The sequence below is a fragment of the Azospirillum brasilense genome (assembly GCF_005222205.1).
Classification (GTDB): domain Bacteria; phylum Pseudomonadota; class Alphaproteobacteria; order Azospirillales; family Azospirillaceae; genus Azospirillum; species Azospirillum brasilense_G.
The window spans coordinates 1,136,136-1,161,748 of sequence record NZ_CP032345.1 but is presented as its reverse complement, the minus strand read 5'-3'; the positions used below and the strand labels follow the sequence as shown (position 1 = coordinate 1,161,748).

Below are 25,613 nucleotides of genomic sequence, written 5' to 3'. Positions count from 1 at the left end.
CCCTCCCCTGCGAAGCGGGGGAGGGAGGGGGCCCGCGGCGAAGCCGTGGGAAGGGTGGGGGCAAGTGCCCCCTCACTTTTCCCTTTGGAACTTCGCCGCGCCCGCCGCCATCGGGATCAGCCGCACCGCGTAGGGGCTGGTCTGCATCTGCGCCACCGCCTGGGCCGGACCCGGAACCCGCTCGCGGTAGCCGACGACCACATCGCCGCCCACCGCCCGCGCGCTGACGATGGAGACGCCGTAGCCGCCGGTGTCGCGCGGGCCGAGGAAGACCGCCGCGGCCATGCGGTCGCCGGGCAGGGGACCCGGCGCGGCCTCGCCGACGCGGGCCCAGAGATCGTTCCATTCCTGCGGGTTGCGGGCGACCACATAGGCGCGCTCGTAGGCCTGGCTGCGGTCGCCCTGCCAATAGGTGCCGGGATCGGCGTCGGTGGGGAGCAGGGCCTGCGGCTCCGCCCCGTCCGGGGCGGTCTGGCAGGCGCCGAGAAGGGGAAGCGCGACGGCGAGGGCGAGGAGCGCGGCGGTCGGGCGGGTCATGCGGCGGCTCACTCCGGCACCGCCATGCCGCGCTTGACCGCCGGGCGCTCGGCGACCGCGGCGTGCCAGCGCTTCAGGTTGGGGTAGCGGTCCAGCACGTTGCCCTCCGCCTTGGCGGCCACGGCCACGAAGGGGAAACAGGCGATGTCGGCGATGGAGTAGGCGCCGCCGGCCAGATAGTCCGACCCGCCCAGGCGTTCCTCCATCGCGGCGTGGATGCGCTGCAGCTCGCCTTTGAAATAGTCGATGGCGTAGGGGATCTTCTCCGGCGCCATGACGGCGAAGCGGAACTTGCTCAAGCCCGAGGGGCCGAGGTCGCTGACGCCCAGCATCAGCCAGCTCAGCGCCTCCGCCCGCTCGTCCTCGTCCTCGGGCAGCAGGCGGCCGGTGCGCTCCGCGTAGTGCAGCAGGATGGCCCCCGACCCGAACAGGCGGCGCTTCTTGCCGCCAGGCAGATCCTCGACGACGGCAGGAATCTTGCCGATCGGGCTGACCGCCAGATAGTCGGGCTGACGGCCTTCGCCGGCCACGAGGTCGACCTTGTGGACCTTGTAGGTGAGACCCAGCTCTTCCAGCAGGATCGAAGCCTTTTGCCCGTTCGGCGAGGCGAAGGTGTAGAGCGTGATCATCGGTGCCCGTCCCTGGAGCCTGTTCCTTTGCCGCGTCCGCAAAGATGTTCAACAGGCGCCAGTTTCGCCGATTTGCGCGCGGAAGGCCAGAGGCAGGAAAAAGCGTCCTTTTTCCTGCCGATCACACCTTTTTCCTGCCGGTCACAGGGGTATCACATTCACACCGCGCGGCTGTGCTTCCCGGCGCCGGTGGACAGGTAGGTGTCGAAGCGCGCGGCGACGATGCGCATCAGCGGGCGGGCCGGCTCCGGCACATGGACGCGGCGGCCCTCCACCACGGCGACCCCGTCGGCCACCAGATCGGCCATGGCCTCCAGGTCGGCGTCGAAGGTCCCGGCGGCCAGCCCGTGGGCCTCGGCCACCGCGCCGACGTCCACCGACAGGTCGCACATCAGCCGCACGATCAGGTCGCGGCGCAGCCGGTCGTCGGCGGTCAGCGTCAGCCCCTTGCCGGTCGGGAATTGTCCGGCCTCGACGGCCTGGGCGTACTGGTCGAAGGGAACCGCGTTCTGCACATAGCCCTGCGGCAGAGCCCCGATGGAGGAGGCGCCGAAGCCCAGAAGCACCTCCGCGTCGTCGGTCGTGTAGCCCTGGAAATTGCGGCTGAGCCGCCCCTCGCTCTGCTGCACGGCCAGTTCGTCGTCGGGCCGGGCGAAATGGTCGAGGCCGATGGGCTGGAAGCCGGCGTCGGTGAGCACCCCGGCGATGGCCGCGAACTGTTCCCACCGGCCGAGCGTGCCGGCGAGCGCCGACTCGTCGATCTTCTTCTGGTGCGCCTTCATCCACGGCACATGGGCGTAGCCGAAGACCGACAGCCGGTCCGGCGCCATGGTCAGGGCGATCTCCGCGGAGCGCGCGACGCTTTCCACCGACTGGCCGGGCAGGCCGTACATCAGGTCGAGGTTGATGTGGCGGATGCCGTTGGCGCGCAGCCACTCCAGCGCCTGTTCGGTCTGCTCCCGCGGCTGGATGCGGTTGATGGCGGCCTGCACCGCAGCGTCGAAGTCCTGCACGCCGAGCGAGGCGCGGTTGACCCCGGCGCGGCCCAGCGCCTCGGCCATCTCGCGGGTCAGGGTGCGCGGGTCGATCTCCACCGCGATCTCCGCGTCCGCCGTCACGTCGTAGCGCGCGCGCAGCAGGGCGATCAGCGATTCGAAGTCGTCCGGCGCCATCATGGTCGGGGTGCCGCCGCCGAAATGGATGTGCCGCACCCGCAGCCGTCCGGGAATGCGGTCGGCGACCATGCCGATCTCGCGCCGGAGGTGGCCGAGATACTCGGCGATGGGGGCGTAGCGGGCGACGATCTTGGTGTGGCAGCCGCAGTACCAGCACATCTTCGCGCAGAAGGGGACGTGCAGGTACAGCGACCCCGTGTGCGCCGCCGTGTCCAGCTCCGCCAGCCAGCCCGCGTAGCGCTCCGCCCCCACGGCGGCGGTGAAGTGCGGCGCCGTCGGGTAGCTGGTGTAGCGGGGCACCCGCAGCCCGTCGTACTTGGCGAGCAGGGCGGCGTTCAGCGGGGCGGTCGGGGCGGCGGTGGCGCAGGCCACGGGGGAGATCGCGTTCATGGCGGGGAGGATCGTGCAGACCGCCTTCCGCCGCTTTGACACAAGTCAAGCGTTCGAACGCCCGCCCGTCAGCTTCGCCCGTCAGGCGGCTGCGGCCAGCCGGTTCTCCAGATGCTCCAGCAGCAGGTTCAGGTTGCGGCGGTTCGCCTTGAAGCCGATGTCGAAGAGGGCGCCGACCACCGGGACCGAGCCGCCGGCCCAATCCACCGCCATGTTGGCGATCATCCGGGCGATCAGGCTTTTCGGAAGGTCGAAGCGGGCGGCCTCCATGATGATGTAGGCGGCCACCACGGTGGTCGCCGTGCTGCCGGCGACCGGGACCAGAGCGGCGATGCCGTCCAGTCCGAAGGGGATGCGGGTGCCGGGAACGCGCCAGCGCGTGTCCATCAGCCGGGTCAGCCGTCGCAACCGTTCCAGCCGATCCAGATCGATGGAGATGACCGGCGGCGCCGTGGCGACGCCCGAGAGGGTGGTGGCGGGCGCGGGACGCGTGCGGATGTCGCTCATGGGGCTTCACCGGAGCAGGAGAGCCGCCGTGGGGAGCCGCCGGTGGATGGAGCCGTGGGCGGAGCCGGTCGGGCGTGTCGGGTTGAGCAACCCGCGGCTGTGCCCCGCGGTTCCCGGCCTATCTCCATCGGGTGTCCGGCACCACGGACGCGCTCACGTCCCGGGCGGGCTCGCCGTCATACGGATGATCGGGCCGACGCAGGGTCATCGTCCGAAAGGAGAAGGGTGGCGGACCGGATGCGGCGAATGGACGCGCAATCCGGATGTGTCGGAAGCCAAGCGATTGTTGTTCCGATGATTTTGCCGGAGTCGCCGGGTTTTCGGGCGGCCATATGCCAAAGGCCTCTCTGGTCTGGGACGTCCTTAGGCACAACAATGGTGCGCGCAGGTCGAGACTTTGGACCGAAAAGAACCGAACGGGCACCCGCTCCACAGGGTGATGGGCGGGGCACCAGTCATCGGAAAAAAGCAGGGAGGATCATCATGACCACGCTCTATTGCGCCTGCTGCGGACAGCCGTTCCGCCGCAGTTCGCCGCGCGGCCCGGCGCCGCTTTACTGCTCGCGCGATTGCCGCCGCCAGATCGAGGTGCGCCGCCGCGTCTGGGCGTCGCTGCAAACGGCGGAACGGCAGGCCGCCGCGCCGCTGCCGCCGGTGGTTCCGGTCGGTGCGGGAACTTTCCACATGGTGGAAACGGTGTGGGAGCGGGCCTCCGCCTGAGTGGCGGCGCTGCGGGCGCCACGCGCGGTCTGCATATTTTTTGGCCGGTTTGGTTGCGGCCCCCTCTAAAACGGCAGGGCTGCCATACCATATAGGAGGACGCTACATGAGTGAGCGTCCCCCGAACCGAGGGCTTTACCGAACACGGCCATGACCCAGAACACGCGATCCCCCCGCACCGTTTCCCGCACTCCGGCCCGCGCCTTCGGCGCCGTCGCTCTGGCGCTGGCCGTGGCGCTGACCGCCGGCACCGCCGATGCCCGCGCCGGCAAGAGCAGCTCTGTCGGCAGCCGCGGCTCGCGCACCTACGAGGCGCCGGCCCAGACCAACACCGCGCCGCGCGCCGCCCCGATGGAGCGCTCGGCCGCTCCGGCCCAGACCCCGGGCGCGCAGCAGCCGGGCATGCAGCAGCCGGGCATGGCGTCCCCGGCGGCGGCGCAGCGCGGCGGCTTCTTCTCGCGCGGCGGCTTCATGCCGGCGCTGATGGGCGGCCTGATCGGCGCCGGCATCGCCGGCATGCTGTTCGGCGGCGGCTTCCTCGACGGGCTGGGCAGCTTCGCGGGCATCCTGGGCTTCATCCTCCAGATCCTGCTGGTCGTCTTCCTGGTCCGTCTGGCCATGCGCTTCTTCCGCAACCGCTCGGCGGGCACGGCGCGGCCGGCGGGCATGGGCGCTCCCAGCACCGCCTATGCCGGTCCGAATCCGGGCGCCATGAACCGCGAGGCGGTGGACGCGCGCTCGAACCCGCTGGGTGGTGGCGCCCGCGGTGGTGCGGCGGCGGGTCCGGCTTCTTCCGGCCGTCCGGGCGTGCGCCGTGACGATGTGGGCATCGGCCCGGCCGACTATCAGGCGTTCGAGCAGACGCTGGTCGCGGTCCAGACCGCCTACGGCAACGAGGACCTGATGGCCCTGCGCAACGCCGTGACGCCGGAGATGGCCTCCTACTTCACCGAGGAACTGGCGGCCAACCACAACCGCGGCGTGGTCAACCGCCTGTCCGACGTCCGCCTGCTCCAGGGCGACCTGGCCGAGGCGTGGCGCGAGGGCAACGCGGAATACGCCACCGTGGCGATGCGCTTCTCGCTGACCGACGTGACGGTGGACCGCGCGAGCAACCGCGTGGTCGAGGGCGACCCGAACCGTCCGGTCGAAGCCACGGAAATCTGGACCTTCACCCGTCCGCGCGGCGGGCGCTGGGTCCTGTCGGCGATCCAACAGGCCGGCTGACCACTCTCCACTCCTCAACCGGTCTCGCGAGGGGGCGTCCGAAAGGGCGCCCCCTTTCGCATTTCCGGACTCCCCTGGACGGATGGGACATGATAGAACATATCAGGAACAAATGCCTGTCCAGCGGAATCGAGTCATGCCCGAGCGTCCCGCGTCTGAGTCTCGCATCGAAGAGCCCCCGCCGGATCGGGCGACCGTTCTGGCCGATCTGCGCGCCCGCATCCGGGGTCTGGAGGGGTTGGGCGGGGAGGGGGCGCGGGTGCTGCCCTTCGGCCTGCCGGACCTCGACGGGTCCTTTCCGGCGGGCGGGCTGCCGCTCGGCTGCCTGCACGAGGTGGCGGGGGAGGAGCCGGGAGCCGGCACGGCCTTCGCCGCGCATCTGCTGGCCCGCCTCGCCAGTGCGGCGGCACCCGCGCTGTGGGTGGTGCGGGGGCGCGACCTGCACGCCGCCGGGCTGGCTTCCTATGGGCTGACGCCGGACCGGCTGATCGCCGTGCGCGCCACCCGCGACGCCGACGCCCTGTGGGCGATGGAGGAGGCGCTGCGCTGCAAGCGGCTGTCCGCCGTGCTGGGGGAAGTCGGAAGGCTCGACCTGACGGCAAGCCGCCGGTTGCAATTGGCCGCCGAATCGTCGGGCGTAACGGGAATCCTGTTGCAGGATGCGTCGCGAAATGCGAACCGCCGCTCGGCGGCGAGCGCGGCGGTCACCCGCTGGCGGATCGCGCCGGCGCCCAGTTGGACGGAGGAGCCGGGCGTGGGCGATCCGCGCTGGCGCGCCGAGCTGGAGCGCTGCCGGGGCGGTCGCCTGGGGGCGTGGCTTCTGGACTGGCGTGACGGTGCCCTGGTTCCGGCGAAGGGGCTGGAGCGGGCCGCTCCCGTGCCGGCATCCACGTCCACCCCAGTTCGGCGTCCGGCTCCGGCGGGCGGACACGGACCGTCCTGGGCCGAGGTGGCGTGATGCGGACGGACGGACGGTGATGTCGCTTACACGACAGCCATTCAAGATGTCGCTTACGCGACGGCCGTCTGTCGGCTTCCGGTCAGTAGTTGGTGGCCCAGTCGGGCAGCGGATGCGCGGTCTCGCCATCCGGATCGGCGTCGGGGGGAAAGGGCGCGTCGTCCGCGTAGAGCGGCAGTTGCCGGGCGAATTCCGCCGATTCCTGGGCCCGGCGTTGCTCCAGCAAGCGGGCGGCCAAATGAGCGGGCAGCATGGCAAGCCTCCTTCTGAGCGTCGGGAGAGCCTGGGGAGCGGTCCTGTCGGCCGCCCTCGGCCCAACCCGTCCTGTGTGTCTGGACGCTATCATGCAAGGTCCAGGCCTCTAAGTGATGCAGATCACGCGTTATGCAAACTTTAATGCGCCCGGTTTCTTTTTCAGGCCCCGTTTCTTTTTTAAGGTGGGAAGCCCATAGTCCCCGCCTCCCGCTTTTTCCGCCGATGTTCCTTCTTTCGAGACCGACCATGCACGCCGAACCCTGCCCCACCTGCCTAAAACCTATGCATTTGTGCGTCTGCGAGGCGGTGGAGCCGATCGACAACGCCGTCTTCCTGCTCATCCTCCAGCACCCGCAGGAGAAGCGCGAGACGCTGGGCACCGCGCAGATCGCCCATCTCCAGTTCAAAAACTCCGCGCTGAAGGTGGGGCTGAGCTGGTCGAACCTGAAGCGCATCCTGGGGCGCGAGGTCGATTACAAGCGCTGGGGCGTGCTCTATCTCGGTCCGGTCAAGCAGGGCGCCGGCCCCTTGCCGGAGGTGTCCGTGGTGGACAAGGGCGGCGTCCCGCAGAAGGACAGCGAGCTGGTGCTGGGCGACCTGGAGGGCGTCATCGTCCTGGACGGCACCTGGAGCCAGGCCAAGACGCTGTGGTGGCGCAACCCGTGGCTCCTGAAGTGCCGCCGCATCGTGCTGAACCCGCAGTTCCGCTCCCTCTACGGGCAGGCCCGCAAGGAGCCGCGGCGCGACAGCGTGTCGACGCTGGAGGCCGCCGCCTTCCTGCTGTCGCGGCTGGAGGCCGAGCCGGCGGTCCTCGACCGCGCGCTGAAGCCCTTCGCGCTGCTGCTGAAGAAGCTGCGCGCACCGCGCCCGCGCCCCGTTCTGCCGCCCCGCGCGGAGACGGCGGAGCAGGCTCCGGATCAGGCCCCCAATCAGAACGAGGCGGAATAATCCGCACCTCTTCCGGGATCGCCCTTTCCGGGTAAGCCCCCCTCGACCAGGGCGGCCGTGGCAACCAATGCGCTGTTGTGCTGTTGGGGATTGCATCGGCCGCTCGGGCCTCAACCAAGGGAGCGATCCATGAAGGGCGTTTTGCTGTGGCTTGTCGGGATTCCCATTCCGATCATTCTTCTGCTGTATCTGTTCAACGTTCTCTGATTGGGCCTCTGATCGGCTTGACGGCACGGACCGGCGGCGCCACATGCGAACCGCGCCGCCCTCCGCGCGCACGGCAAGAGACGAGGACCATGGCCCGCGATTTCGTTCCCTTCGGACTGACCGTCTGCGGCATCGAGGAGCTGAACGGCTTCTGCGAGGCCGGCGTGACCCACGTCCTCTCGATCCTCGACCCCGGCCACCCGGAGCCGACCGCCTTCGGCTCCTACGGCGAGCACAAGCGGCTGGAACTGCGCTTCCACGACATCATCGACCCTTACATGGGCCAGTCGCTGCCGGAGCGCGCGGACGTCGAGCGCATCCTGGCCTTCGGGCGCGACCTGATGACCGAGCCGACCGGGGTGGGCGGGCTGCTGGTCCATTGCCACGCCGGCATTTCGCGCTCGACCGCCGCCCTGACCATGATCCTGGCCCAGGCCAGCCCCGACCGTCCCGCCGCCGAGGCGATGGCCGCCGTGGTGAACATCCGCCACAAGGCGTGGCCCAACCTGCGCATGATCGAATTCGCCGACGAGATTCTGGAGCGCCGGGGGGAGCTGGTCGATGCCGTCCGCGCCCGCCACCGCAGCTACGGCCGGGAGCGTCCTGATCTGGTCCAGTTCATGATCGACAATGGCCGGGTGCGCGAGGTCGCGGATCTGATCGACTGACCGTTCCTCTCCAACCCTTCCTCAGCGGAAGTTCCGCCCCTCCGGGAAGACCGCGGCGGCGGAGCGGTTGGGCAGCGCGTCGGGGTCGGTCAGGTCGCGCAGCCGGTGCGTCAGATCGGCCAGCCGCTCGACGCGCAGGTGGATGACCTCGCCGCCCTCCTTGTTGGGCTTGCCGCTGCGCTCCACCCGCCCGGTGGCGGCGATCAGGCGGGCGCCGAGGATCGTCTTGCGGAATGTCTCGAACACGTCCGGCATGATGACGAGGTTGGCGATGCCGGTCTCGTCCTCCAGCGTGATGAAGACCACGCCCTCGGCGCTGCCCGGCCGCTGCCGCACCAGCGCCAGCCCCGCCACGGTCAGCCGCGTGCCGGCCCGCACCTTTCCCAGCCGCTCGGTCGGGGCCACCCCGGCGAAGCCGTCGCGCAGCAGCGCCATCGGGTGCGCCTTCAGCGACAGGCACAGGCTGCCGTAATCCATCACCACATGCTCGCCCAGCGCCATGGAGGGCAGGAGCGCTTGCGGCTCGTCCTGGGCGGAGTCGGCGAGGCCGGCGAACAGCGGCAGCGGCTGCGCCCCCAGCGCCTTCACCGCCCACAGCGCGGCCCGCCGGTCCAGCCCGATCGAGCGGAAGGCGTCGGCCCTGGCCAGCCGCTCCAGCCCGGCGACCGGCATGCGCGCGCGGCGCCACAGGTCGTAGGGATCGCGGTAGCCCGCCCCGCGGCACAGCACGAGCCGGTGCGCGTCGTCCTCGTCCATCCCCCGGACCAGCCGCAGGCCGAGCCGCAGGGCGTACCTTATCCCCTCTCCCGCCCCGGGAGAGGGTGGCCGCGCAGCGGCCGGGTGAGGGTGCATCCAAGGATTGGCGCGCTGATTCTCGGCGTTACCCTCACCCTCCCGCCTTTGGCGGGTCCCTCCCTCTCCCGGGGCGGGAGAGGGCGACAGGGGTTCCAGCGTGCAGTCCCAGTCGGAGGCGTTCACGTCCGGGGGCAGCACGGTCACCCCGTGCTCGCGGGCATCGCGTACGATCTGGGCGGGGGCGTAGAAGCCCATGGGCTGGCTGTTCAGCAGGGCCGCGGCGAAGACGTCCGGGTGGTGGCACTTCATCCAGGCCGACACATAGGCCAGCAGGGCGAAGCTCGCCGCGTGGCTTTCGGGAAAGCCGTACTCGCCGAACCCCTCGATCTGCTGGAAGCAGCGCTCGGCGAAGGCACGGTCGTAGCCTTTTCCGACCATCCCCTCGATGAACCGGTCGCGGAAGGTGTGGACCAGCCCGGTCTTGCGGAAGGTCGCCATGGCGCGGCGCAGCCGGTCGGCGTCCTCCGGGCTGAATCCGGCGCCGACGATGGCGATCTTCATCGCCTGCTCCTGGAACAGCGGCACGCCCAGCGTCTTCTTCAGCACCTTCTCAAGCTCGGGAGACGGGTAGTTGACTGGTTCCTCGCCGGTGCGGCGGCGCAGGTAGGGGTGGACCATGTCGCCCTGGATCGGGCCGGGGCGCACGATGGCGACCTCGATCACCAGATCGTAGAAGGTCTTGGGGCGCAGGCGGGGCAGCATGGACATCTGCGCCCGGCTTTCCACCTGGAAGACGCCCAGGCTGTCGGCCCGGCACAGCATGTCGTAGGTGGCCCGGTCCTCCTGCGGCACCGTCGCCAGCGTCAGGGCGCTGTCATAATGCCGCTTCAGCAGGTCGAAACCCCGGCGCAGGCAGGTCAGCATCCCCAGCGCCAGCACGTCCACCTTCAGGATGCCCAGCGCGTCGATGTCGTCCTTGTCCCACTCGATGGTCGTGCGTCCCTCCATGGCGGCGTTGGCGACGGGGCAGAGGTCGCTCAAGGGGCCGCGGGTGATGACGAAGCCGCCGACATGCTGCGACAGGTGGCGGGGGAAGCCGATCAGCTCCTGCGCCAACTCCAGCGTCTGGCGCAGCCGCGCGTCGTCGGGGTCGAAGCCGTATTGCCGGGCGCGCTCCTCGTCCACGCCGTGGCGGCTCCAGCCCCAGACGGAGCCGGACAGCCGCGCCACCAGATCGGCGGACAGGCCCATGGCCTTGCCGACCTCGCGGATGGCGCCGCGCGCGCGGTAGCGGATGACGGTGGCGGTCAGCCCGGCCCGCTCGCGCCCGTATTTCCGATAGATGTACTGGATGACCTCCTCGCGCCGCTCATGCTCGAAATCCACGTCGATGTCCGGCGGCTCGTTGCGGGCGGCGGAGATGAAGCGCTCGAACAGCAGGTCGATGGCGGTGGGGTCGACCGAGGTGATGCCCAGGCAATAGCAGACGACCGAATTGGCCGCCGAGCCGCGCCCCTGGCACAGGATTTCCTGCGAGCGGGCGTAGCGCACGATGTCGTGCACCGTCAGGAAATAGGGCGCGTAGCCCAACTGCCCGATCAGCGCCAGCTCGTGGTGCAGGGCCTTCGCCACCGTCTCGGGAACGCCATTCGGATAGCGGCCGGCGGCGCCGGCCCAGGTCAGGTGGGTCAGCGTCTCCTGTGGGCTGCGCCCGTCCTCGGCCACCTCGTCCGGATACTCGTAGCGCAGCTCCTCCAGCGAGAAGCGGCAGGCGGCGGCGATCTCCACCGTGCGGGCGACGGCATCGGGGTGGCGGTGGAACAGGCGGGCCATCTCCACCCCGGCCTTCAGGTGCCGCTCGGCGTTGGCGGACAGGCGCCAGCCCGCCTCGTCGATGGTGGTGCCGCTGCGGATGCAGGTCATCACGTCGGCCAGCGGGCGGCGGCCGGGGGTGTGGTAGAGCACGTCGTTGGTCGCCACCAGCGGCACCCGTTCCGCCTCGGCCAGCCCGGCCAGCCAGGACAGCCGCCGCTGGTCGTCGCCGCGGTAGCGGTGGCTGGCGGCGAGATGCAGGCGGTCCCCCAGATCGTTGCGCCAGCCGCGCAGCGCGTGGACGAAGGCGGGGTCGCGCTGGTCCGGCGGCACCAGCAGGAACAGCATCCCCTCCGCATGGTCCAGCACGTCGGCGCGGGCGATGAAACAGGCCCCCTTGGGCGCCCGCCGCTTGCCCAGCGTCAGCAGCCGCGACAGCCGCGCGTAGGCCGCGCGGTCGGTGGGGTAGGCGAGCAGGCTGTCCGCGTCGGTCAGGTCGAGCCGGCAGCCGACGATCAGCCGCAGCCCGTGCTTGCGGGCGGCGGCGTGCGCCTGCACCACCCCGGCCAGCGAGTTGCGGTCGGTCACCGCAACGGCGGCGTGGCCGAGGCCGGCGGCGGTCAGCGCCAGCTCGTCCGGGTGGGACGCGCCCTCCAGGAAGGTGAAGCTGGTCGAGACCTGGAGTTCGGCGTAGGGGGTCATGGCGGCCCCCTCATCCGAAGAAGCCGTGCAGGAACCACAGCGCCGCCACGCCGGGCCGGTACAGCCCCTGGCGGAAGACCCAGAAGCGGCGGCCGGCCTCGTCCTCGACGCGGTAATAATCGCGGGGCTCGCCGTCGCGCCGCCACCATTCGGCCGCGATCCGCTCCGGCCCGTCGGCTCGTCGGATGCGGTGCTGGACGCCACGCCAGCGGAACATCGCCGGCGGGTCGTCGGGAACCAGGGCCATGGCCTCGATGGGCTCCGGCGGGGCGAGCAGCCGCACCGGGCGCGGGCGGTCGGCGGGCCACAGCGCACCGCCGGAGGCATCCGCGAAGGCGGGGGCGGGGGCCACGCTCCGCTCCGGCAGCCAGCTTTGCCGCGGGACCAGCCGCAGCACCGCCCGCTCCCCCAGCCGGTTGCCCAGCCGGTCCATCAGCTCGCCCAGCTCCGGCTGGCCGTCCGCACGGCCGTCCGCACGGCCGTCCGTTGTGCCGTCCAGCGCGGCCTGCGCGGCGGCGAGCGGCCCGGCCTCGGTGGCCGACAGCACCATCAGCTCCAGGCCGGGGCCGGGCTCCACCCGGTCGAGCTTCTGGGCGAACAGCCGCATCAGCGCGTCCGGGCGGCGCACCGGGTGGCCGGTGCCGATGGCCAGCGTCTGGGGCGCGTCCTCCAGCCGGCGGTCAACCCGGTGCAGCTCCAGCCGCAGGCGGCGGGCGCCCTCACCGGTGTTTTCCAGCCCGGCGCAGAGGGCGGCCAGCAGGCGGCGCAGCGCCTCGGCGATGGCCTCGGCGGTGGTGATCGGCTCGGGCAGGGCAAGGCGGGCGCTGTGCGGCGGCACCGGCAGGCGGGGGGACAGCGGCTCGTCCAGCCGCCCGTAAGCCTGATCGAGCCGCCGCAGCAGCTCCGGCCCGAAGCGCGCGGCCAGCGTGGCGCGGGGGAGGGCGTGCAGGTCGCCGATCCGCCGCAGCCCCACCGCGGCCAGCCCCTCCACCGTGGCGGCGGGCAGGCGCAGCGCGGCGACGGGGAGGGGGGAAAGGAGGGTCGCACCCCTCCCGAACCGCGCCAGCGCCCAGGCCGCCGCGGGCGTGTCCGCCACCGCCAGCCGCGACTCGAAGCCCGCCGCGGTCAGGCGGGCGGACAGGTCGGCGACCAGAGCCTCCTCTCCGTCGAACAGGTGGGCGCAGCCGGTGATGTCCAGCGCCACCCCGTCCGGGCCGTCCGGGCTGGTCCAGGGGGTGTAGCGCGTGCACCAGCCGGCGATCCGCTCCAGCAGGCGGGCATCCGACTCGGGATCGGCGTCGAAGACGGCCAGGGCGGGTTCGATGGCGCGGGCGTCGGCCAGACTCATGCCGGGATGCACCCCGGCCTCCGCCGCGGCGCGGTTGACGGCGGCCACACCCAGCCGCCCGCGTTCGGCCAGGATGGCGGCCAGGGGGTGGTCGCGCCGCTCCGGATGGCGGCGGCTGTGGGCGTCGGTGGGCAGCCGAGGCAGCCACAGGGACAGGATGCGCCGCGCCGTCCGTTCCGTCATGCCCAACCCTCCCTTCGCCGATGTGGACGTCAACAATCTCAATACGAACAAAACAGGAACATTCTAGCGGCAAAATCCGGCGCGCGGGAGTCCCCTTACGGCCTCGCCAAGAAGAGGGAGATGCGCAGGGGGCCTTGTCCCGTCTCCGTGGGACACGACATGGTTGGTATGACACCGATCCGCCCCACCACCGCCCTCCTGCCCGTCGCCGCCGCGCTCGCCGCCCTCGCGCTGGGGGCCTGTGCGACGGAGGTGCATGACGAGATGCCGGGACGGGCCCAGGCGGCCCCGCCGGTGTCCGCGCAGAGCGGCGGGCTGAAGACGCTGCGCCAGATCCAGGCGGAGGAGAACGCCCGCCCGATTCCCCCACCGCGGCCACAGCCGGCGCCCGCCCCACCGCAAAAGCTCTCCGACGCCTCGCAGGCGCCCGGCCAGTCTCCCAACCAGCCGCCGCCGGTCCGCCGCCGCGGCAGCTCATCCCCGCCGCCGCCGCCCATCGACCAGCCGGCCACGCCCGCCCTGCCGTCGCCGGGCTCCACCCAGGGGCTGACCGACCGCGCCAAGCGCGACCTGATGAGCCCGGAGGTCGACCGGCTGCGCACCGAGGACGCCATGGGCCGGCTCGACCCGCTGCAGCAGCGCGACCTGCTCCGCAAGCAGCAGGACCTCCGCCAGTACGGCCCCGGCCCCCTGGGGTACTGATCTCCGACTTCTCAAAGCCTCGAGCCCTGGTCACTTGACCCCAGCCCGCGTCGCGCGCCATACCGGCCCGGTGCTGCGGAAATCTTGGGGAAAAGGGGTAGGGGATGGTGGCGATCCGGTCGGTTCTTCTGGCGCTCGTTCTGGCCGCGGTCGGTGTCGGCGCCGGGGCCGCGCCCGCGCTGGCGCGGATGACGGTGACCGGTCCGTTCGGCACCGGCCTGACCGAACCGGTGTGGGTGCTTCAACACCTGCTCGGCTTCCTCGCCATCGGGCTGTGGAGCGGGCAGAACGGCGGCCCTTCCGTCTGGCAGCTTCCGGTGGCGGCGCTGACCGCGGTCCTGGCCGCCGGGCTGGCCGCGCAGATCGGCATCCGGCTGCCCTACGCCGCGGAAGGGCTGTCGGCGTCGCTGATCGTGATGGGCGGGCTGGTCGCTCTCGGGCTCAAGGCTCCCCTGGCCCTGGGGGTGCTGACGGTCGCCGCGGCGGGGGCCTTCCACGGCTATGTGCACATGGGCGGGCCGCTGTTCTGGGCCGGGCTGTCGTCCGGCGTGTTGCTGGTCATCTGCGCCGGGCTGGGCCTGTCGGCGGTGCTGGGGCAGGCGGCTTCGGGCCGCGTGGTGCAAATGTGTGGCGGCGCGGTAGCACTCGCCGGGGTTCTTGATCTGGCGGGCGTCTTTTAAGCCCCCGACGCCTTGAAAAAGCCCGGCTGCGGATATTCTTGTAGGAGCGTGTCCAACACACGCCGCCGGGACGGCTGGCCAGCAGGAAAGGTGGACCCGCCGGTGCCGCGCGCAGGAGCCAAACCCCGCCTTTCCGCCGCCCGCCTTTCCCCCAAGGGCCTTCCCAGCCGCCGCCACGTGTTGGCCGGCGTCGCCGGTGGCGCTCTCCTGGGCCTGCTGCCGCGGGGTGCCGCGGCGCAGGACATCCGCTATTTCCGGATCGGCACGGGCACCACGTCGGGCACCTATTTTCCGATCGGCGGGCTGATCGCCAACGCCATCTCCAACCCGCCCGGCTCGCGCCCCTGCGACCGCGGGGGAAGCTGCGGCGTGCCGGGGCTGATCGCGGTGGCGCAGGCCACGCTCGGCTCGGTGGAGAACATCGAGCTGCTGCGCTCCGGCGCGGTCGAGGCCGGGATGTCCCAGGCCGACATCGCCTATTGGGCCTACACCGGCTCCGGCATCTTCCACGGCAAGGCGCCCTTCGAGGGGCTGCGCTCCATCGGCATGCTCTACGCGGAGGCGATCCAGCTCGTCGTGCGCGCCGACAGCGACCTGCACAGCGTGGCCGACCTGAAGGGCAAGGCCGTCTCGCTGGGCGAGGAGGGCTCCGGCGTGCTGGTGGAGGCGCGGGCGATCCTCGACGCCTTCGGGGTGAAGGAGGGCGAGCTGCGGCCCCCGGCCTACCTGAAGCCCGGCACCGCGGCGGACCGGCTGGCCAAGAAGGAGCTGGACGCTTTCTTCATGGTCGGCGGCTTCCCGGTGGCGGCGGTCACCGACGTGGCGAACCGCGAGCCGATCCGCCTGATCCCGCTCGACGGCGACATGGCCGACCGGCTGCGCATCCGCCAGCGCTTCTACATGGACCAGACCATCCCCGCCGACACCTACCCCGGCGTGCCGGAGACGCACACGCTGGGGGTGGGGGCGGAGCTGCTGGTCCGCGCCGACCGCGACCCCGCCCTGATCCACGGCGTCACCAAGGCGCTGTGGCACGAGAACACCCGCCGCCTGCTGATCGAGGGCCACCCCAAGGGGCGCAGCTTCGACGCCACCAAGGCGGTCGCCAACGTCTCGGTGCCCCTGCATCCGGGCGCCGAGCGCTACTACCGCGAGGTCGGGCTGATCGGCAACGCCGCCAACGAGCCGACGGGCGGGGCGACCCCCTGACCGCTTTCGGCGGTCAGATGGTCCGTTCGTCGGCGTAGATGTCCCACGGCTCCGCCTTGGCGGCCGCCACCCATTCCACCATGGCCGGCAGCTCCATCACCGCCCGCGCGTAGTCGCCGCACAGCCCGTCCATCTCCACCCCGTAGGTCAGGAGGCGCGTCACCACCGGCGCGTACATGGCATCGGCGATCGAGAAGGCGCCGAACAGGAAGGGGCCGCCCGCCCCGAAGCGGGACCGCGCGTCGCGCCACAGCGCGAAGACGCGGGCGATGTCGGCCCCGCTCTCGGCGTTGCGGCCCACGCCGGGGCGGAAGGCCTTCAGGTCCATGGACATGTGGGTGCGCAGGCCGGCAAAGCCCGAATGCATCTCCGCCGAGACCGACCGCGCCACCGCGCGGGCGTGGGCGTCCGCTGGCCAGAGGGCGGCCTCGGGGAAGGTCTCCGCCAGATACTCGCAGATCGCCAGCGAATCCCAGATCACCCGGTCGCCGTGCCGCAGGCAGGGCACGCGGCCGGAGGGCGAATGCTCCGCGATGCGGGCGGCGGTGTCGGGCTGGCGCAGCGGGATCACGATCTCCCGGAACAGCCGGTCGGTCCGCTTCAGCGCCAGCCAGGGCCGCAGGGACCAGGAGGAGAAGGCCTTGTTGCCGATGACCAGGGTCAGGTCGTCCATGGGTGCGCCTCGGTTGCGAAGGGAGGGGGGCGGAGCATGCCTGCCCCGCGCCGATCCGGCAAGCCGGCCCGCAATCCCCCTTTTCAGGGGCGCCCCGGCGCGCCATGCTTTCCTTCACCGTTTCCGTTTCCTGACGAAGGACGCCCGCCTTGCTCGCCACCCTGCTCGCCACGGCCGGCCCCGGCACCGTGACCATCACCCCGCTGAACAAGGCCGGCCTCGCCACATGGTTGGAAGGCCAGCCGCCCGCCACCGCGGCCTGGGTGAAGGCCGTGAACTTCACGGCGGAGGCCGGTTCCACCGCCTTCCTGCCGGGGGAGGGCGGGGCGGTCGCCCGCGTGCTGGCCGGCGTGTCGGCGCTGGACGATCTGTGGGGCCTCGCCGGGCTGCCCAGCGGCCTGCCGCCGGGGAACTACCAGCTCGACGAGGCGGTGGACGCCGCGCTCGACCGCCGCTCCGCCACCCGTCTGGCGCTGGGCTGGGCGCTCGGCAGCTACCGTTTCGGGCGCTACAAGGCGTCGGAGAAGACCTTTGCCAACCTCGTCTGGCCCAAGCACGCCAACCAGGGCGAGGTGCAGCGCACCGCCACCGCGACCACTCTGCTGCGCGACCTCGTCAACACGCCGGCCAACGACCTCGGCCCGGCGGAGCTGGCCGCCGCGGCCGCCGCGCTGGCGTCGGAGTTCGAGGCCGGGCTGGACGTCATCGTCGGCGACGGGCTGCTTGACCGCGACTATCCGGCGATCCACGCGGTGGGCCGGGCCAGCCCGCGCGCGCCGCGGCTGATCGACCTGCGCTGGGGCAACCCGACGCACCCGAAGGTGACCATCGTCGGCAAGGGCGTCTGCTTCGACAGCGGCGGCCTGGACATCAAGCCGTCGTCGGGCATGCTGCTGATGAAGAAGGACATGGGCGGCGCCGCGCACGCGCTGGCGCTCGGCCGCATGGTGATGATGGCGGGGCTGCCGGTGCGGCTGCGCGTCCTGATCCCGGCGGTGGAGAACGTGATCTCCGGCAACGCCTTCAAGCCGATGGACGTGCTGAAGACGCGCAAGGGGCTGAGCGTGGAGGTCGGCAACACCGACGCCGAGGGCCGGCTGATCCTGTGCGACGCTCTGGCCGAGGCGGATTCGGAGAAGCCCGCCCTGCTGATCGACTTCGCCACCCTGACCGGGGCCGCCCGCGTCGCCCTGGGGCCGGACCTGCCGGCGCTGTTCGCCAACGACGACGACCTCGCCAACGACCTGCTGGCCGCCGGGGAGGAGCAGAGCGACCCGCTGTGGCGCCTGCCGCTGTGGGCGCCCTACCGCAAGGGGCTGGACAGCAAGGTCGCCGACCTCAACAACGTGACCAGCAACGGCATGGCCGGGGCGATCACCGCCGGGCTGTTCCTCCAGGAGTTCGTGTCGAAGGACACGCCCTGGGCGCATCTCGACACCTTCGCCTGGAACAGCGGCGCCCGCCCCGGCCGTCCGGAAGGCGGCGAGGCGCTGGGCCTGCGCGCGGCCTATGCGGTCATCGCCAAGCGGTTCGGGTGACCAGCCGGCTCTGGTGATAGGGCGGCGCAACCTCCGGCATATGGTTAAAATTGTCACCCCCGCGGGCGTCGCGGGGGTGGCGTGCCGATTCGGAAAGGATTAAAACCTTCAGGTAGGACCGGTGGACTCGGGTGCCGGCCGGGTTTTTGGAGGCGGATACATGGCGCTGAAGGTTCGTGAGGATTATCGCACCCTCACCGGTCCGGAAAAGGCGGCCATTCTGATGCTGGCGCTGGGCGACGAGCATTCGTCCAAGCTGTTCGCGATGATGGACGACGAGGAGATCAAGGAGCTGTCGCAGGTGATGGCGAACCTCGGCACCGTCTCCGCCAACATCATCGAGCGTCTGTTCGTCGAATTCGCCGAGCAGATGTCGGCCACCGGCTCGCTGGTCGGCTCCTTCGACTCCACCGAACGCCTGCTGCTGAAGACTCTGCCCAAGGACAAGGTCGACTCCATCATGGAGGAGATCCGCGGTCCCGCCGGCCGCACCATGTGGGACAAGCTGGCCAACGTCAACGAGTCGGTCCTGTCCAACTACCTGAAGAACGAATACCCGCAGACCGTGGCCGTGGTGCTGTCGAAGATCCGCCCGGAACACGCCGGCCGCGTGCTGACCCAGCTTCCGGAGAGCTTCGCGATGGAGGTCATCATGCGCATGCTGCGCATGGAGGCCGTTCAGAAGGAGGTTCTGGACGACGTGGAGCGCACGCTGCGCACCGAGTTCATGACCAACCTCGCCCGCACCAGCCGCCGCGACAGCCACGAGATGCTGGCGGAAATCTTCAACGGCCTGGACCGCACGACCGAGCACCGCTTCATGGCCGCCCTGGAGGAGCGCAACCGCGACAGCGCCGAGCGCATCAAGTCGCTGATGTTCACCTTCGAGGACCTGTCCAAGCTCGACCCCTCCGGCGTCCAGGCCCTGCTGCGCAGCGTCGACAAGCAGAAGCTCGCCACCGCGCTGAAGGGCGCGTCGGAGACGCTGAAGGACCTGTTCTTCTCCAACATGTCCGAGCGCGCGGCGAAGATCCTGCGCGAGGACATGGCCGCCATGGGCCCCGTCCGCGTCCGCGAGGTGGACGAATCCCAGATGTACATGGTCCAGCTCGCCAAGGATCTGGCGGCCCGCGGCGAGATCGTCATCTCCGAAGGCAGCGGCGAGAACGAGTTGATCTACTGAGCGGGGTCCCGGAGGGGGTGCCCCCACCCTCCCCCGCTACGCAGGGGAGGGCGTTGTCCGAAGCCAGCGGAGTTCCCTCCCCTGCGCAGCGGGGGAGGGTTAGGGTGGGGGCAAGTTCGCGAAAGGCACACTCCCCGCCCGCGACACCCTGACCGATCGATCCGGCTGCGAAACGCTTGCCTGTCCGGGCCGGGTTGAGGGACACTCCATCCGCCGCGCGTCCCGAATGCGGGGGCCTTCGGGGCAAGGGACGCGGCACGCGGGGGGAAACATGGCACGGAACCTGAAAGCGCTCGGCCTGTGGCGGACGGCGTTGATCGCCAGCGTCCGGCAGGACGGGCCGGACCTGTCGGCGCGGCAGATGGCCATCATGCTCCAAGTCTATCTGACCGATCCGCCGCACACCGTGCGCGGGCTGGCGGCGGCCCTGAACATCTCCAAGCCCGCGGTGACCCGCGCGCTGGACCGGCTGTCGCTGCTCGGCTTCATCAAGCGCAAGCGCGACGCCGAGGACAAGCGCAGCGTGCTCGTCCAGCGCACCGTGAAGGGCAGCGTCTTCCTGTCCGACTTCGCCGAGCTGGTCGTCGCCGCGGGCGCCGTGGCGCCGGAGGACATGGCGGTCATCCGCGCCGAGGAGGAGGTGGCCGCCTCCGCCAAGGCGCGGCTGGAGGCGCAGTTGGGCGCCTCCAACCCTGTGGCGGTGCCAGCCTGATCGTCGCTGCCGCTCAATAGCCCTGGTTGCGGTCCACGAGGTTCGGCAGGGGGCGCCCCTCGCGGAAGGCGGTGATCGCCTCGGCCACCACCGCGGCGGAGCGCGACGGGTGGGTGACGGCGGCGACGTGCGGCGTCACATGGACCTTCGGGTGGGTCCAGAAGGGATGGCCGGCGGGCAGCGGCTCCTCCGCGAACACGTCCAGGCTGGCCCCGGCGATGTGCCCGCTCTCCAGCGCCGCCAGCAGATCGTCCTCCACCAGATGCCCGCCGCGCGCGGCGTTGACGACCACCGCCCCCTTGGGCAGGGCGGCGAACAGCTTGCGGTTCAGCAGGCCGCGCGTCTCCGCCGTCAGCGGCAGCAGGCAGACCAGCAGGTTGCATTGCCCGAGCATCGCCGCCAGCCCATCGGGTCCGGAAAAGCTCTCCACCCCCGGCAGCGTCTTCGGTGTGCGGCTCCAGCCCAGCACACGGTAGTCCATGCTCAGCAGAGTCTTCGCCGAGGCCATGCCCAGCTCGCCCATGCCCAGGATGCCGACCTTCACCTCCGACGCCGGGCAGGCGTCCAGCGGCTCCCACCGCCCGGCTTGCTGGAGCGCCTTGTACTCGTCGAGGAGCCGGTGCCAGCGCAGCACCTGGAGCGCCACATAGCCGGCCATGTCCACGGTCAGCCCCTCCGACACCATGCGGACCAGCGGCACGTCGGGCAGGGTGGGGTCGAGCAGCAGCGATTCCACCCCGGCGCCCAGCGAGACGATCAGCTTCAGGTTCGGCAGCGTGGCGAGCAGCCCGTGCGGCGGCTTCCACACCAGCGCCATCTCGATGTCCGCCGGGTCCCCCATCTCGGGCCACACCCGCACCTCCAGCCCGGGCAGGCGGGCGTCCAGCTCGCTCAGCCAGCGGTCGGAGCGGTCGGTGGTGGAGCAGAAAAGCAGCGTCACGGCGCAAACCCCTGTAATGTTGTCGTTGTTCGTCTCAAACCCGTTCGAGCCAACCGTGCCCCGTCTGATCCTGCTGAACAAGCCCTATGGTGTGCTGCCGCAATTCACCGATGAGCAGGGGCGCCAGACGCTGGCCGACCATGTGCCGGTGAAGGGAGTCTACGCCGCCGGGCGGCTGGACCGCGACAGCGAGGGGCTGCTGGCGCTGAGCGACGACGGCGCGCTGATCGCCCGCATCGCCTCGCCGAAGCACAAGCTGCCCAAGACCTATTGGGTGCAGGTGGAAGGCGTTCCGACCGAGGAGGCGTTGCAGCGCCTGCGCGACGGGGTGACGCTCAACGACGGCCCGACCCTGCCCGCCGAGGCCCGCCGGATGGAGGAGCCGGACGGCCTGTGGCCGCGCGACCCGCCCGTGCGCTTCCGCGCCGCCATCCCGACGAGCTGGATCGCCCTGACCCTGCGCGAGGGGCGGAACCGGCAGGTCCGCCGCATGACCGCCGCGGTCGGCTTCCCGACCTTGCGGCTGATCCGCTGGTCCATCGGCGACTGGACGCTGGACGGTCTGGCGCCCGGCCAATGGCGCGAGGTGGCGGTGCCGGGGCGGGAACAGCCGAAGGCGCCGCCGGTCAGGGCAAAGGCGACACCCGGCAATACGAAGGCGAAGCGCCCGCGGAGCCAAGGCAATCGCACTTGACCCTCATAGCCCTCTCCCCTCTGGGGAGAGAGTGGCCCGCAGGGCCGGTGAGGGGGATGGGCGTGGCAGGTACGTCCGGCACAAGCGCAACCCCCTCACCCTAACCCTCTCCCCAGAGGGGAGAGGGGACATTGAATACGATTGCGCTACATCCGCACGGCGTCGGACTTGACGGCTTCCAGGTTCAAGGCGGCGGCGAGCAGGGCGCGGGTGTAGTCCTCCCGCGGCTCCTCGAAAATGCGGCGGGTGGGCCCCTGCTCCACGACCTTGCCGTCCTTCATGACGATGACGTGGCTGCTGAGCGCCCGCACCACCCGCAGGTCGTGGCTGATGAAGAGGTAGGCGAGGTTGTTGCGCGCCTGGATGTCGCGCAGCAGATCGACGATCTGCGCCTGCACCGACATGTCGAGCGCGCTGGTCGGTTCGTCCAGGACGACGAATTTCGGCTTCAGCACCAGGGCGCGGGCGATGGCGATGCGCTGGCGCTGGCCGCCGGAGAACTCGTGCGGGTAGCGGTGGCGGCTGGACGGGTCGAGCCCCACCTCCTCCAGCGCCTTCGCCACCATGGCGTCGCGTTCGGCGCCGGAGCCGATGCCGTGGATCGTCAGCCCCTCGCCGATGATCTGGCCGACCGACAGGCGGGGCGACAGGCTGCCGTACGGGTCCTGGAAGACCACCTGCATCTCCCGCCGCAGCCCGCGCAGCTTCTTCGCCTGCCAGCCCTGGATGTCCTTGCCGTCGAAGCGGATCGCCCCCTCGCTGGCGTGCAGGCGCAGCAGGGCCAGCCCCAGCGTCGTCTTGCCGGAACCGGACTCGCCGACCACCCCGACGGTGTGTCCCTGCCGCACGTTGACCGACACGCCGTCCACGGCGCGGACGTGATCGACGGTGCGGCGCAGCAGGCCCTTCTTGATGGGGAACCAGACCTTGAGGTTGTCGGCGGCCATGACCTCCGGCGCGTCGGCGGGCGGGGTCAGCGGGTCGCCCTTCGGCTCGGCGGCCAGCAGTTTGCGGGTGTAGGGGTGCTGCGGGCGGGCGAAGATGTCGGCGACGGCGGCCTGCTCGACGATCTCTCCCTGGTTCATCACGCAGACACGGTCGGCCATCTTGCGCACCACGCCCAGATCGTGGGTGATGAGCAGCAGCGCCATGCCGAAGCGGCGCTGGAGGTCCTTCAGCAGTTCCAGAATCTGCGCCTGGATGGTGACGTCCAGGGCGGTGGTCGGCTCGTCGGCGATCAGCAGGTCGGGCTCGTTGGCGAGCGCCATGGCGATCATCACGCGCTGGCGCTGGCCGCCCGAAAGCTCGTGCGGGTAGGCGTTCAGCCGCTTTTCCGGGTTGGGCAGCCCGACCAGCCGCAGCAGCTCCAGCGTGCGCTTGCGCGCGGCGGCGCGGGACAGGCCCTTGTGCAGGAACAGCGTCTCGTTGATCTGCCGCTCGATGCTGTGCAGCGGGTTCAGCGAGGTCATCGGCTCCTGGAAGATCATGGCGATGCGGTCGCCGCGCACGTCGCGCAGCACCTTCTCCTCCGCCCCCACCAGCTCGGTCCCGCGGAAGCGGATGGAGCCATGCGGGTGGCGCGCCATGGGGTAGGGCAGCAGTTGCAGGATCGACAGGGCGGTGACCGACTTGCCCGACCCGGACTCGCCGACCAGAGCCAGGGTCTCCCCCTTGGCGATGTCGAAGGACACACCCTTCACCGCGTGCATCGCCCCGCCGCCCGAGCGGAACTCGACATGGAGGTTGCGGACCTGGAGGAGATCGTCGGCCCCATTGGTCGTCATGTCGGTCATGGGCGGTTCCGCCTTCTTGGGCTGGTGGTCATTGAGGGCATCATTCCGCGGCCTTCTGCGCCACCGCGCCCGCCTCGTTGGCGGTTCCGGTGGCGGTGGAGAGCTGGCCGATGGTCTTGCGCGGGTCGAAGGCGTCGCGCACCGCCTCGCCGATGAAGATCAGCAGGCTCAGCATGATCGCCAGCACGAAGAAGGCGGTCAGGCCCAGCCAGGGCGCCTGGAGGTTGGCTTTGCCCTGGGCCAGCAGCTCGCCCAGCGAGGGGGAGCCGGGGGGCAGGCCGAAGCCCAGGAAGTCCAGCGCCGTCAGGGTGGTGATGGAGCCGTTCAGGATGAAGGGCAGGAAGGTCAGCGTCGCCACCATGGCGTTGGGCAGCACGTGGCGCACCATGATCGTCGCGTCGGTGGCGCCCAGCGCGCGGGCGGCGCGCACATAGTCGAAGTTGCGCGCCCGCAGGAACTCCGCCCGCACCACATGGACCAGCGAGGTCCAGGAAAACAGCAGCAGCAGCCCGAGCAGCCACCAGAAGTTCGGCGTCACCACGCTGGACAGGATGATGAGCAGGAACAGCGTGGGCAGGCCCTGCCAGATTTCGATGAAGCGCTGGAACAGCAGGTCGGTGATGCCGCCGAAATAACCTTGGACCGCCCCGGCCATGATGCCGACGACCGAGGAGAAGGCGGTCAGCACCAGCCCGAACAGCACGGAGATGCGGAAGCCGTAGATCAGCCGCGCCACCACGTCGCGCCCCTGGTCGTCGGTGCCCAGCCAGTTGTCGGCGGACGGCGGGGCCGGGGCGGGGACCGGCAGGTTGTAGTTGATGGTGCGGTAGCCGTAGGGAATCGGCGGCCAGACGATCCAGCCCTTCTCCTCGATCAACTGGCGCACGTAGGGGTCGCGGTAGTCGGTCTCCGTCTCGAACTCGCCGCCGAAGGTGGTCTCCGGATAGGCGGTGAAGACGGGCCAGTAGAGCGCGTTGTCGTATTTGATGACCAGCGGGCGGTCGTTGGCGATGAACTCCGCGCCCAGCGACAGGGTGAACAGCACCAGGAAGATCCAGAAGGACCAGAAGCCCCGCCGGTTCGCCCGGAAGTTCGCCAGCCGCCGCCGGGTGAGCGGCGTGACGCGCAGGCCGAGGAAGCGGTCGCCGCTCATGGTCGCGCCCTCCGACGGGCGTTTTCCCTCTCCCCCCGGGGAGAGGGTGGCGCCGAAGGCGCCGGGTGAGGGTCCGCCGAGGATCAGCCCCGTGATCCTCGGCGGTACCCCCACCCCAACCCTCCCCCGGGACGGGGGAGGGAGAGTACCAAAGGCTCGCCATCACACCCTCCGCGCTTCGAAGTCGATGCGGGGATCGACGGCCACATAGGTCACGTCACCGACGAGGTTCATGATGAGCCCCAGCAGCGTGAAGAAATACAGCGTGCCGAACATCACCGGATAGTCGCGGTTGATCGCCGCCTCGAAGCCCAGCAGCCCCAGCCCGTCCAGCGAGAAGATCACCTCGATCAGCAGGGCGCCGGTGAACAGGATGCCGATGAAGGCGCCGGGGAAGCCGGCGATGACAATCAGCATGGCGTTGCGGAAGATGTGGCCGTAGAGCACCCGCCGCTCCGCCAGACCCTTGGCGCGGGCGGTGACGACATACTGCTTGTTGATCTCCTCCAGGAAGGAGTTCTTGGTCAGCATGGTCAGGCCGGCGAAGCCGCCGATCACCATGGACAGCACCGGCAGCACCATGTGCCACATGTAGTCGAGGATCTGCCGCCACCAGGGCAGGCTCGCCCAGTTGTCCGAGACCAGCCCGCGCAGCGGGAACAGGTCGAAATAGCGCCCGCCGGCGAAGACGACGATCAGCAGCACGGCGAACAGGAAGCTGGGGATGGCATAGCCGACGATGACCACGCCGGAGGTCCAGACGTCGAAGGGCTGGCCGTCGCGCACCGCCTTGGCGATGCCCAGCGGGATCGACACCAGATAGACGATCAGCGTCGTCCAGATGCCCAGCGAGATCGACACCGGCATCTTCTCGATCACCAGATCGACGACGCTGCGGTCGCGGAAATAGCTCTTGCCGAAGTCGAACATCAGGTAGTTCGACATCATGTGGATGAAGCGCTCGTGCAGCGGCTTGTCGAAGCCGAATTCCTTCTCAAGCTGTTTGATGAATTCCGGGTCGAGCCCCTGGGCGCCGCGGTAGCGGCTGCCGGTGTCGCCGCCCTGGGCCTGCTGCGCCGCCGGACCGCCGGTCTCGCCGCCGCCGGTGCCGCCGATGCGGGCGGTCGCCTCCACCGCGGTGCCCTGGACGCGGGCGATCATCTGCTCGATGGGACCGCCGGGGGCGATCTGCACGATCAGGAAGTTGATGACCATGATCCCGAACAGCGTCGGGATGATCAGCAGCAGACGGCGGATGATGTAGGCCAGCATCGC

At 70.6% G+C, this 25,613-nt stretch carries 24 protein-coding genes; 12 read left to right on the top strand and 12 right to left on the bottom strand.

Translation table 11 applies throughout. The features are described 5' to 3' along the window. Positions 1-72 precede the first annotated feature (72 nt). The 4 genes from D3869_RS05685 to D3869_RS05670 all read right to left on the bottom strand — a co-directional run bounded on the left by D3869_RS05685 (position 73) and on the right by D3869_RS05670 (position 3,238). Positions 73-537: a protease complex subunit PrcB family protein gene (locus D3869_RS05685; protein WP_137139271.1), complete on the bottom strand. Its 465-nt coding sequence runs from the start codon at positions 535-537 to the stop codon at positions 73-75. Between the two features lie 8 nt (positions 538-545). After that, a complete protein-coding gene (locus D3869_RS05680) occupies positions 546-1,166 on the bottom strand; it encodes a glutathione S-transferase family protein (RefSeq protein ID WP_137139270.1) in 621 nt (206 codons plus the stop codon). Between the two features lie 158 nt (positions 1,167-1,324). Beyond that, the gene (hemN, locus tag D3869_RS05675; RefSeq protein WP_175426401.1) at positions 1,325-2,731 is read right to left on the bottom strand and encodes an oxygen-independent coproporphyrinogen III oxidase; all 1,407 of its coding nucleotides are present in this window, start codon (positions 2,729-2,731) and stop codon (positions 1,325-1,327) included. 81 nt (positions 2,732-2,812) lie between these two features. Continuing rightward, positions 2,813-3,238: a DUF4112 domain-containing protein gene (locus D3869_RS05670; protein ID WP_137139269.1), complete on the bottom strand. Its 426-nt coding sequence runs from the start codon at positions 3,236-3,238 to the stop codon at positions 2,813-2,815. A gap of 483 nt (positions 3,239-3,721) precedes the next feature. Here D3869_RS05670 and D3869_RS05665 point away from each other — a divergent pair, with 483 nt between their 5' ends. The 3 genes from D3869_RS05665 to D3869_RS05655 all read left to right on the top strand — a co-directional run bounded on the left by D3869_RS05665 (position 3,722) and on the right by D3869_RS05655 (position 6,143). Next, complete coding sequence (locus tag D3869_RS05665; RefSeq protein ID WP_137139268.1) at positions 3,722-3,958, top strand: hypothetical protein; 237 nt, start codon at positions 3,722-3,724, stop codon at positions 3,956-3,958. A 150-nt stretch (positions 3,959-4,108) separates the two neighbouring features. Then, positions 4,109-5,185 (top strand): Tim44 domain-containing protein, encoded by a 1,077-nt coding sequence (locus tag D3869_RS05660; protein ID WP_175426400.1) that lies wholly within the window; start codon positions 4,109-4,111, stop codon positions 5,183-5,185. A 136-nt stretch (positions 5,186-5,321) separates the two neighbouring features. Then, positions 5,322-6,143, top strand: a complete 822-nt coding sequence (locus tag D3869_RS05655) for an ImuA family protein (protein ID WP_137139267.1) — start codon at positions 5,322-5,324, stop codon at positions 6,141-6,143. Positions 6,144-6,225: 82 nt separating this feature from the next. Here D3869_RS05655 and D3869_RS32995 read toward each other — a convergent pair whose 3' ends face one another. Next, a complete protein-coding gene (locus D3869_RS32995; RefSeq protein ID WP_175426399.1) occupies positions 6,226-6,396 on the bottom strand; it encodes a hypothetical protein in 171 nt (56 codons plus the stop codon). 224 nt (positions 6,397-6,620) lie between these two features. Here D3869_RS32995 and D3869_RS05650 point away from each other — a divergent pair, with 224 nt between their 5' ends. Together D3869_RS05650 and D3869_RS05645 are read left to right on the top strand one after the other, a co-directional pair. Next, on the top strand, positions 6,621-7,346 hold the full coding sequence (locus D3869_RS05650) for a tRNA-uridine aminocarboxypropyltransferase (protein WP_432613407.1): 726 nt from the start codon (positions 6,621-6,623) through the stop codon (positions 7,344-7,346). Positions 7,347-7,642: 296 nt separating this feature from the next. Next, positions 7,643-8,221, top strand: a complete 579-nt coding sequence (locus D3869_RS05645; protein WP_094301812.1) for a tyrosine phosphatase family protein — start codon at positions 7,643-7,645, stop codon at positions 8,219-8,221. A 21-nt stretch (positions 8,222-8,242) separates the two neighbouring features. Here D3869_RS05645 and D3869_RS05640 read toward each other — a convergent pair whose 3' ends face one another. Together D3869_RS05640 and D3869_RS34390 are read right to left on the bottom strand one after the other, a co-directional pair. Next, entirely contained in the window at positions 8,243-11,530 is a 3,288-nt protein-coding gene (locus tag D3869_RS05640; RefSeq protein WP_137139265.1) for an error-prone DNA polymerase, read from the bottom strand. A gap of 10 nt (positions 11,531-11,540) precedes the next feature. Beyond that, a complete protein-coding gene (locus tag D3869_RS34390; RefSeq protein ID WP_137139264.1) occupies positions 11,541-13,061 on the bottom strand; it encodes a Y-family DNA polymerase in 1,521 nt (506 codons plus the stop codon). 159 nt (positions 13,062-13,220) lie between these two features. Between D3869_RS34390 and D3869_RS05630 the strand changes: the two genes are divergently transcribed. From D3869_RS05630 to D3869_RS05620, 3 genes are all read left to right on the top strand, one after another. Beyond that, positions 13,221-13,763 carry a hypothetical protein gene (locus D3869_RS05630; protein WP_247895734.1) on the top strand — a complete coding sequence of 181 codons (543 nt, stop codon included), beginning with the start codon at positions 13,221-13,223 and terminating at the stop codon, positions 13,761-13,763. 104 nt (positions 13,764-13,867) lie between these two features. Beyond that, positions 13,868-14,443 (top strand): HupE/UreJ family protein, encoded by a 576-nt coding sequence (locus tag D3869_RS05625; protein ID WP_137139263.1) that lies wholly within the window; start codon positions 13,868-13,870, stop codon positions 14,441-14,443. Between the two features lie 102 nt (positions 14,444-14,545). Beyond that, complete coding sequence (locus D3869_RS05620) at positions 14,546-15,652, top strand: TAXI family TRAP transporter solute-binding subunit (protein ID WP_137139262.1); 1,107 nt, start codon at positions 14,546-14,548, stop codon at positions 15,650-15,652. Between the two features lie 13 nt (positions 15,653-15,665). Here D3869_RS05620 and D3869_RS05615 read toward each other — a convergent pair whose 3' ends face one another. Then, positions 15,666-16,325 (bottom strand): glutathione S-transferase family protein, encoded by a 660-nt coding sequence (locus D3869_RS05615; protein WP_137139261.1) that lies wholly within the window; start codon positions 16,323-16,325, stop codon positions 15,666-15,668. A 149-nt stretch (positions 16,326-16,474) separates the two neighbouring features. On the opposite strand from D3869_RS05615, the gene D3869_RS05610 reads away from it, so the two are divergent. The 3 genes from D3869_RS05610 to D3869_RS05600 all read left to right on the top strand — a co-directional run bounded on the left by D3869_RS05610 (position 16,475) and on the right by D3869_RS05600 (position 19,758). After that, positions 16,475-17,863 (top strand): leucyl aminopeptidase family protein, encoded by a 1,389-nt coding sequence (locus D3869_RS05610; RefSeq protein WP_137139260.1) that lies wholly within the window; start codon positions 16,475-16,477, stop codon positions 17,861-17,863. A 160-nt stretch (positions 17,864-18,023) separates the two neighbouring features. Further along, complete coding sequence (fliG, locus tag D3869_RS05605; RefSeq protein ID WP_137139259.1) at positions 18,024-19,046, top strand: flagellar motor switch protein FliG; 1,023 nt, start codon at positions 18,024-18,026, stop codon at positions 19,044-19,046. 271 nt (positions 19,047-19,317) lie between these two features. Then, the gene (locus D3869_RS05600) at positions 19,318-19,758 is read left to right on the top strand and encodes a MarR family transcriptional regulator (RefSeq protein ID WP_094301819.1); all 441 of its coding nucleotides are present in this window, start codon (positions 19,318-19,320) and stop codon (positions 19,756-19,758) included. Between the two features lie 13 nt (positions 19,759-19,771). On the opposite strand, the gene D3869_RS05595 is transcribed toward D3869_RS05600, so the two are convergent. Next, complete coding sequence (locus D3869_RS05595; RefSeq protein WP_137139258.1) at positions 19,772-20,698, bottom strand: 2-hydroxyacid dehydrogenase; 927 nt, start codon at positions 20,696-20,698, stop codon at positions 19,772-19,774. Positions 20,699-20,753: 55 nt separating this feature from the next. Between D3869_RS05595 and D3869_RS05590 the strand changes: the two genes are divergently transcribed. Continuing rightward, positions 20,754-21,392, top strand: a complete 639-nt coding sequence (locus tag D3869_RS05590) for a pseudouridine synthase (protein WP_137139257.1) — start codon at positions 20,754-20,756, stop codon at positions 21,390-21,392. A gap of 146 nt (positions 21,393-21,538) precedes the next feature. Here D3869_RS05590 and D3869_RS05585 read toward each other — a convergent pair whose 3' ends face one another. The 3 genes from D3869_RS05585 to D3869_RS05575 form a co-directional block, all read right to left on the bottom strand. After that, positions 21,539-23,176, bottom strand: coding sequence for an ABC transporter ATP-binding protein (locus tag D3869_RS05585; RefSeq protein WP_137140574.1), 1,638 nt, complete (start codon positions 23,174-23,176; stop codon positions 21,539-21,541). Positions 23,177-23,225: 49 nt separating this feature from the next. Next, positions 23,226-24,338 (bottom strand): ABC transporter permease, encoded by a 1,113-nt coding sequence (locus tag D3869_RS05580; RefSeq protein ID WP_137139256.1) that lies wholly within the window; start codon positions 24,336-24,338, stop codon positions 23,226-23,228. 162 nt (positions 24,339-24,500) lie between these two features. Then, complete coding sequence (locus tag D3869_RS05575; protein ID WP_109070514.1) at positions 24,501-25,610, bottom strand: microcin C ABC transporter permease YejB; 1,110 nt, start codon at positions 25,608-25,610, stop codon at positions 24,501-24,503. Between the last annotated feature and the right edge of the window lie 3 nt (positions 25,611-25,613).

What these genes read in the sequence shown, in the direction of transcription:
- D3869_RS05685 (WP_137139271.1), bottom strand. Translation starts at nt 537, where the DNA reads ATGACCCGCCCGACCGCCGCGCTCCTCGCCCTCGCCGTCGCGCTTCCC.
- D3869_RS05680 (WP_137139270.1), bottom strand. Translation starts at nt 1,166, where the DNA reads ATGATCACGCTCTACACCTTCGCCTCGCCGAACGGGCAAAAGGCTTCG.
- hemN (WP_175426401.1), bottom strand. Translation starts at nt 2,731, where the DNA reads ATGAACGCGATCTCCCCCGTGGCCTGCGCCACCGCCGCCCCGACCGCC.
- D3869_RS05670 (WP_137139269.1), bottom strand. Translation starts at nt 3,238, where the DNA reads ATGAGCGACATCCGCACGCGTCCCGCGCCCGCCACCACCCTCTCGGGC.
- D3869_RS05665 (WP_137139268.1), top strand. Translation starts at nt 3,722, where the DNA reads ATGACCACGCTCTATTGCGCCTGCTGCGGACAGCCGTTCCGCCGCAGT.
- D3869_RS05660 (WP_175426400.1), top strand. Translation starts at nt 4,109, where the DNA reads ATGACCCAGAACACGCGATCCCCCCGCACCGTTTCCCGCACTCCGGCC.
- D3869_RS05655 (WP_137139267.1), top strand. Translation starts at nt 5,322, where the DNA reads ATGCCCGAGCGTCCCGCGTCTGAGTCTCGCATCGAAGAGCCCCCGCCG.
- D3869_RS32995 (WP_175426399.1), bottom strand. Translation starts at nt 6,396, where the DNA reads ATGCTGCCCGCTCATTTGGCCGCCCGCTTGCTGGAGCAACGCCGGGCC.
- D3869_RS05650 (WP_432613407.1), top strand. Translation starts at nt 6,621, where the DNA reads ATGTTCCTTCTTTCGAGACCGACCATGCACGCCGAACCCTGCCCCACC.
- D3869_RS05645 (WP_094301812.1), top strand. Translation starts at nt 7,643, where the DNA reads ATGGCCCGCGATTTCGTTCCCTTCGGACTGACCGTCTGCGGCATCGAG.
- D3869_RS05640 (WP_137139265.1), bottom strand. Translation starts at nt 11,530, where the DNA reads ATGACCCCCTACGCCGAACTCCAGGTCTCGACCAGCTTCACCTTCCTG.
- D3869_RS34390 (WP_137139264.1), bottom strand. Translation starts at nt 13,061, where the DNA reads ATGACGGAACGGACGGCGCGGCGCATCCTGTCCCTGTGGCTGCCTCGG.
- D3869_RS05630 (WP_247895734.1), top strand. Translation starts at nt 13,221, where the DNA reads ATGGTTGGTATGACACCGATCCGCCCCACCACCGCCCTCCTGCCCGTC.
- D3869_RS05625 (WP_137139263.1), top strand. Translation starts at nt 13,868, where the DNA reads ATGGTGGCGATCCGGTCGGTTCTTCTGGCGCTCGTTCTGGCCGCGGTC.
- D3869_RS05615 (WP_137139261.1), bottom strand. Translation starts at nt 16,325, where the DNA reads ATGGACGACCTGACCCTGGTCATCGGCAACAAGGCCTTCTCCTCCTGG.
- fliG (WP_137139259.1), top strand. Translation starts at nt 18,024, where the DNA reads ATGGCGCTGAAGGTTCGTGAGGATTATCGCACCCTCACCGGTCCGGAA.
- D3869_RS05600 (WP_094301819.1), top strand. Translation starts at nt 19,318, where the DNA reads ATGGCACGGAACCTGAAAGCGCTCGGCCTGTGGCGGACGGCGTTGATC.
- D3869_RS05585 (WP_137140574.1), bottom strand. Translation starts at nt 23,176, where the DNA reads ATGACGACCAATGGGGCCGACGATCTCCTCCAGGTCCGCAACCTCCAT.
- D3869_RS05580 (WP_137139256.1), bottom strand. Translation starts at nt 24,338, where the DNA reads ATGAGCGGCGACCGCTTCCTCGGCCTGCGCGTCACGCCGCTCACCCGG.
- D3869_RS05575 (WP_109070514.1), bottom strand. Translation starts at nt 25,610, where the DNA reads ATGCTGGCCTACATCATCCGCCGTCTGCTGCTGATCATCCCGACGCTG.